At 36.4% G+C, this 5,972-nt stretch carries 5 protein-coding genes; all 5 read right to left on the bottom strand.

Annotation, left to right across the window (positions count from 1 at the left end):
• Positions 1-2,808: amino acid adenylation domain-containing protein (locus Q0L68_RS14975; RefSeq protein WP_296704803.1), on the bottom strand; the 2,808-nt coding region annotated here is incomplete at its 3' end.
• 7 nt (positions 2,809-2,815) lie between these two features.
• The gene (locus Q0L68_RS14970; RefSeq protein ID WP_296704800.1) at positions 2,816-3,043 is read right to left on the bottom strand and encodes an acyl carrier protein; all 228 of its coding nucleotides are present in this window, start codon (positions 3,041-3,043) and stop codon (positions 2,816-2,818) included.
• A complete protein-coding gene (locus Q0L68_RS14965) occupies positions 3,043-3,804 on the bottom strand; it encodes a phytanoyl-CoA dioxygenase family protein (protein WP_296704798.1) in 762 nt (253 codons plus the stop codon). Before Q0L68_RS14965 ends, Q0L68_RS14970 begins: the two co-directional genes overlap by 1 nt.
• Positions 3,805-3,825: 21 nt before the next feature.
• Complete coding sequence (locus Q0L68_RS14960; RefSeq protein WP_296704796.1) at positions 3,826-5,358, bottom strand: amino acid adenylation domain-containing protein; 1,533 nt, start codon at positions 5,356-5,358, stop codon at positions 3,826-3,828.
• On the bottom strand, positions 5,355-5,972 hold a 618-nt coding region (locus Q0L68_RS14955; RefSeq protein ID WP_296704795.1), incomplete at its 5' end, for an acyl-CoA dehydrogenase family protein. The genes Q0L68_RS14960 and Q0L68_RS14955, both read right to left, overlap by 4 nt.

Below are 5,972 nucleotides of genomic sequence, written 5' to 3'. Positions count from 1 at the left end.
AGATTTCAGGTTATCAATGGATTTAAAGTAAGAGGAAACATTCTTCTGGTATTCTTCAAAAGATTCGCACAAGTTGCAGATTCCTTCTTCATTAAAGGAAGCATCCGGGTAATTTGATGGGATTCCGCAGTTCTTACAGTAAAAATCAGGTGCTTCAAATAAATCTTCATTTGAGTCAGCTACAACAATATGGGCTTCTTCGATAGTAGGAAACTTAGAAAGTAAAATCTCCAGTTCTGCCGATTCAATTCTAACTCCATTTAGTTTTATCTGCTCATCAATTCTTCCAAAATATTCCAGTATTCCAGAAGCATTTAACCTTACCAGATCTCCGGTTTTGTAAATCTTTTGGTTTTCCTGAAAAGGATCATCTATAAATGATTCTGAAGTCCGCTTTGGATTTTTATAGTATCCCTTGGCTAGCACTTCACCTCCGAGGAAAAGGTTCCCTTGTACACCTTGGGGAACAGGATTTAAGCTCTCATCTAAAATATAGTAATAACATCCTGCAATAGGTTTTCCAATAGGAACAGAGGATGCTTTCTCAGCCAAATCAAATTTGTGGACGATACAACCTACCGTCGCTTCCGTTGGCCCATATTCATTAAAAATTTCTGCCCCTTCCGGTAGATTATTTTTAAAAGCTGTAGCAAGACTTGTTTCAAGGTTTTCGCCTCCAAAAATCACTGTTTTCAGCTCTGATTCCTTTAAAGAAGTTTCCTGAATTATTCTCGCATGGGAAGGAGTAAGTTTAATCGTGTTTATCTCTTTGTTCTTAATTACATCCAAGATAGATACATCTGGGCCACTTTTCCCTTCAGAATAAATATAAATAGTCCCTCCAGTAATAAGTGGAAGAAATAAGGAAGTGATAGTTAAATCAAAACCAATAGAGGTGAAGAAGGGCATATGTACTTCTTGTTCTCTACTATACAAATTTTTAGCTTCAATTAAATAATTTGACAAAGAGGGGAGCGATACTTCAACACCTTTAGGTTTTCCAGTAGAACCAGAAGTAAATAGAATATAAGCTGTTCGATTCGAGTCAAGATTTAGATCCAGTTCGGAATCTGTCAATTTATAAGAAAGTAGATCTTTAAGCTTTAAATCTATTACAGAAAAGGATTCAAATTCTGAAGAAGAACTAATAATTAGTGTTGGATTCAAATCTTCTAAAATTCCTTCAATTCGTTTTTTAGGAAGATCAACAGGAATAGGGACAAATGTGGCTCCTAATCGTAGGATGGCTAGGATAGATATTATATAATCGATGGACCTTTCTTGATGAACCACGACCACATCTTTTTCTTTAACTCCTTGTTTTTTAAGTATTTGAATTGCTTTATTTAACAATAAATTTAATTCCTGATAGGAAAGCGATTTTTCTCCCAAAGCTAAAGCTTGATTATTTGAACTTTGTTCAAATGAAGTCTGGAGGAGTTTATCAAATGATGGGATCTTTCTTTCATTTCCTTTTTTAATTGAAATGAGCTGTTCTTCTTCCTTTTCTGAAACTAGCTTGATCTCTGCAATTCTGGATAGATCGTCTTTGATAAATGCCTGAACCATCTTCTCGAAATGGAATGGAAGAAGAGCAATCTGAGCAGGAGTAAAATAGGCTTCATTGATATCGAAATAATAATCAAGGTTTCTTTTATCATTGAAATCAAAAGCCTGAAAACGGAGTCTATGACCCGAGTCTAATTGATCGGGAAATAGCCATTTTGTTTTGGTTGGAATTCCTCCAAAGTCACCGAAATAAAGCGGAATGTAATTCACTACAAGATGGATTCCTCTTGAGCTTTCCATGGTTTGAGCACCGGGGTAACCATTTTTGAAAAAATCGAAAAGCTCTTGTCTAACCTTGCCAAATAAGCTTTGGAAAGATTCTTCATGATCAATATGAATGTCAATGGGTAAAACCTCAATAAGTAAGCCTACAGTATTTTTAAATTTACTGAGATTCCGATTCGGAAAGGGGCTTCCCAATCGAATGACCGACTCTCCTGAAATTCTTGAGATAAAGGCAGCGAAAATAGTCGACCAAATAGTAAATTTTGTAAGGTCTGGATTAAAAGATCGATATCCTTCCGTAGTGAGTTTTTCTTCCAAAAGAACCTTCAATTCAGCGCTTATTGGGATTTTAACTCTTGTAGCTTTTGGTTGGGTTTGTGAATTACGATTTCCATATAAGGATAATTCCTTCGTTGGAACTTGCCCTTTGGACTTCCAATATTCAGCAGCTGGGGTATTTTTGTTATTTCTTTTTTTCTGTTCAAACTCTCTGTATTCCTCAAAACTTGCTTTTTGTCCAAAATCAACCTCTTGCTTTTTTAGCTTAGCAAAGTAAAGTTTGGCCATTTCATCAAAAAGGACCTTAAAAGTAGTAGCATCAGCAAGGATGTGATGCATATTCAAATACCAAATGAAATTACCTTCGCTAACCTTTAAAAGGATGGAATCAAAACATCTTTGAGTAAGGTCAATTGGGATGTGAATCCGAGATTCTATAAACGAATCAAGTTCCGATGAAGAAATCTGCTCAAAAGAAAAGTCAAAATCTAGTTGGTCCAATACGATTTGCTCAACATCCGAATCTTCATTTTCATGAAAAACAGTTCGAAGGCAATCATTATTGGCTATCAGTTGCTTAAAAGCCTCGCTGAAAGCATGTGAATCAATTTCTCCACTAAATTCAAATGTATGTGGAAGGTAATTTGAAGTTGAGCTAGGATCGATTTTCTGACTAGCCCAAATACTTTGCTGACTTCCCGTAAGGCTGGAAATGGAGTCTTTTGTTACTTGCAATCTTTATTTATTTATTCTGCTGCTGGGCAATATATTCTGTAATGGATGAAACAGTATTAAAATTTTCTATCACCATATCCTGCGGTGGGACTTTAATCTCATACGTCTCTTCCAAATGAGCAATAAGTTTCATGATAGTAATGCTATCAATCAAACCACTGCTTAATAATTCCTCTTCTTGGCTGACGAGGACGTCAATTTCCTCATTTATGTAATTAGTAATTTCTTCGACCATTACTTTGGATTTAATGCTGTTAGGTTTCTTTTAACCATATAATCTGGTCTAGGATTTGAAACTTCTTTGATATTGTCAATGGGGTTGAATGTAAACATTAAAAGTTTTCTATCAATTACTCCCATATTTTGATAAGATCCATGAAGCAAATTACAATGGAAAATATGGGCATCACCTGCTTTGCCGGTTAATGGAATAATTGGGCTGTATTTATTCACCATTTCAGATAAGGTGCCCTGAGAAATCATATACTTTAGATTCTCATCATGAACTCCATCTGGATTATTCAGATATGATTCAACTTCTCCTTCCTTTTGGGAAGAGGGGATAGCCAAAATTGGGCCGTTTGCTACATCTACGTCCGTCAATAAAATAGCTACTGTCAGAGCATTTGGGGCGATCATACCATCTTCTTTCCAAAATTTGAAATCCTGATGCCAACTCCAAACTCCTGATTCAAGACTACTTTTTGTATTCAGTTTGGACTGAAACAGATAGAAGTCAGTTTTCAAAAGCTGCTCAATAATTTTCGGTAAAGAGGAGCTTTCAAGTAAGGCTAAAATGGAAGAATCAAATTTTTCGGGTGCAAAAATAGTCCTGATTTTCTTGGAACTTTTTTCCCTGAAAAACTCAGGCCCATCCAATTGCTCCATTTTTTCTATTGCCTGAACGATCTGATCTAACTCTTCACCTTCCAGCCAATTATTTATTTGCAAATATCCTTGTTGCTCGTATGTATTGATTTGATCCTGGCTAAGCATAATTTATATCAACTCTCTATTTTAATTAGAAAACTGTTTTTCCAACTTTTGGTAATGAACTTTACCATTTCCTGAATGAGGCAAAGACTGTACCTCAAAGAAGTGTTTTGGAATACTTGTCTTTGGTAGAAGCTTTAATAACCTCTTTCTCAATGAATCAGTATCCAAAGAACTCTCCTTGGGAACTATTGCAGCACACAATTCTCGGATTCCATTGGATTTACAAGTAAAAACGGCTACATCCTTTACCTCAGGACATTTTATTAAAACCTGTTCAATTGCTCCAAGTTCAATTCTATAACCACTAATCTTCACTTGACGATCCATTCTCCCCACAAATACCAACTCGTTACTTTTATTCAAATAGACAAAGTCTCCAGTTCGATAATACTTTATTTCTTTGCCTTCTTTTGTATCAATATAAAAAGACTTCTCATTCAGGCGATCATTATTCCAATAGCCAGACATCATCGTAATTGAATGAACTAGAAGCTCTCCTTGTTCACCTTGAGCTACTGGTTGATCTTCCTTATCCAAAATTAAATAAGACGTATTGTCCCAGACCTGACCGATCGGTACCTCTTTTTCTGGTTCAATAGGCTCAGTAATCGTAAAATAAGTGCATTGATTTACTTCTGCAGGACCATAAACATTGGAAAGTTTCGCTTTTGGTGCCTTACTTAGCAATTCATTTAACTTGATTGCAGGAAAGGATTCTCCTCCATATTTAATCCATCTTACTGATGGAAAATCCAGATCAAAGCCACCTTCAACTAATGAAATGAAGAGTGAAGGAACAGAATACAAAATGGAAATTCCATTTGTTCTTACAGCCTCACAGAAACTTCCCAGCATGACAAGTTCGCTGGTTCCAAAAATATAAGTTGTACAGCAGGCATAAATTGCTGAAAAATATCCAAATGTACTTTGATCAAAATGTAATGAGGCTACATTGCCAATTATGTCATTCTCGGAAACTTCATAAAGTAAGGCAGATTGCCTTGCATAAGCCAAACCACTTGCATGGGAATGGACAATTCCTTTTGGTTCACCGGTAGATCCAGAAGTATAAAGAATGTAGGCAAGATCACTTGGCTTGATTTCTAAATCTAATGGAGAGTCACTTGCCAATCGAAATAGATTCTCCCAGGATACACCTGGATCAGAGCCTACCAGAAGTAACTCTTGGGTATCAATCTTATTTATTATCCTTTGATGCGTAGGGATTGTAAGAATGATTTTAATATTACAATCGGCTATGATGGAATCGAGTCTTTCGGCGGGTTGATTGGGATCCAAGGCAACCAATACTGCTCCTGCTTTTAAGATGCCATATACTGCAAATGAAGTGTAAATATTTTTCTCTATAAGTATGCCGACACGGTCTCCTTTCTTCACTTGGTTTTCCACAAGCCAATTTGCTAATTGATTGCTTTTGGATTCCAACTCTTGATAGGTAATTTTGCCTTCAGCACTCTTAAAAGCGACTTTATTGGGAGTTTTCTTTGCCCCAGTAGCGATGAGTTCACTTAATATTTGACTCTTTGAATTCATAGTAAACCATCCAATTTAGCAATAATATTCCGCTGAATATCTGATGTGCCTGAGTAAATTAATCCACCCAATCCATCACGGAGATCGCGCTCTACTTCGTATTCTGTCACAACTCCTTTGGCTCCAAAAATTCTTATAAAATCCAAACTGGATTCCACAAAAGCCTCACTAATATACAATTTAGCCATAGCAGCTTCCCGCATTAACGGTAGATCATTTTTATCTAGATAAGCCACTTTGTAAAGGTGCATTTTTGAGGTTTCAAGTCTTAGCCTCATATCGGCTATACGATTGGATATAGACTGAAATTTTCCAATACTTTGGCCGAAAGATTTACGATCGTTGGCATAGGCGATTGAAAGTTCTAATTGCTTCTCCAATCTTCCTATTTGACTTGCAAAGATATAACCACGCTCTGATTCCATTGCCGAACTGAAAAGACTAAGACCGGAGCCTTCTCTACCCAATCGATTTTCATCAGGAACAAAGCAGTTCTTTAGATAGAGATTTCCCATGGGAGTTGTACGCATTCCCACTTTATCTCTAACATCACTGCTGGTGAAACCTTCCATGGTTTTATCAATGATAAAAGCTGTAATTCCCCACTTTCCTAA

The organism is Algoriphagus sp. (assembly GCF_024642405.1).
Lineage (GTDB): Bacteria > Bacteroidota > Bacteroidia > Cytophagales > Cyclobacteriaceae > Algoriphagus.
The sequence above is the reverse complement of the archived record's forward strand: the minus strand, read 5'-3'. Positions and strand labels throughout refer to the sequence as shown.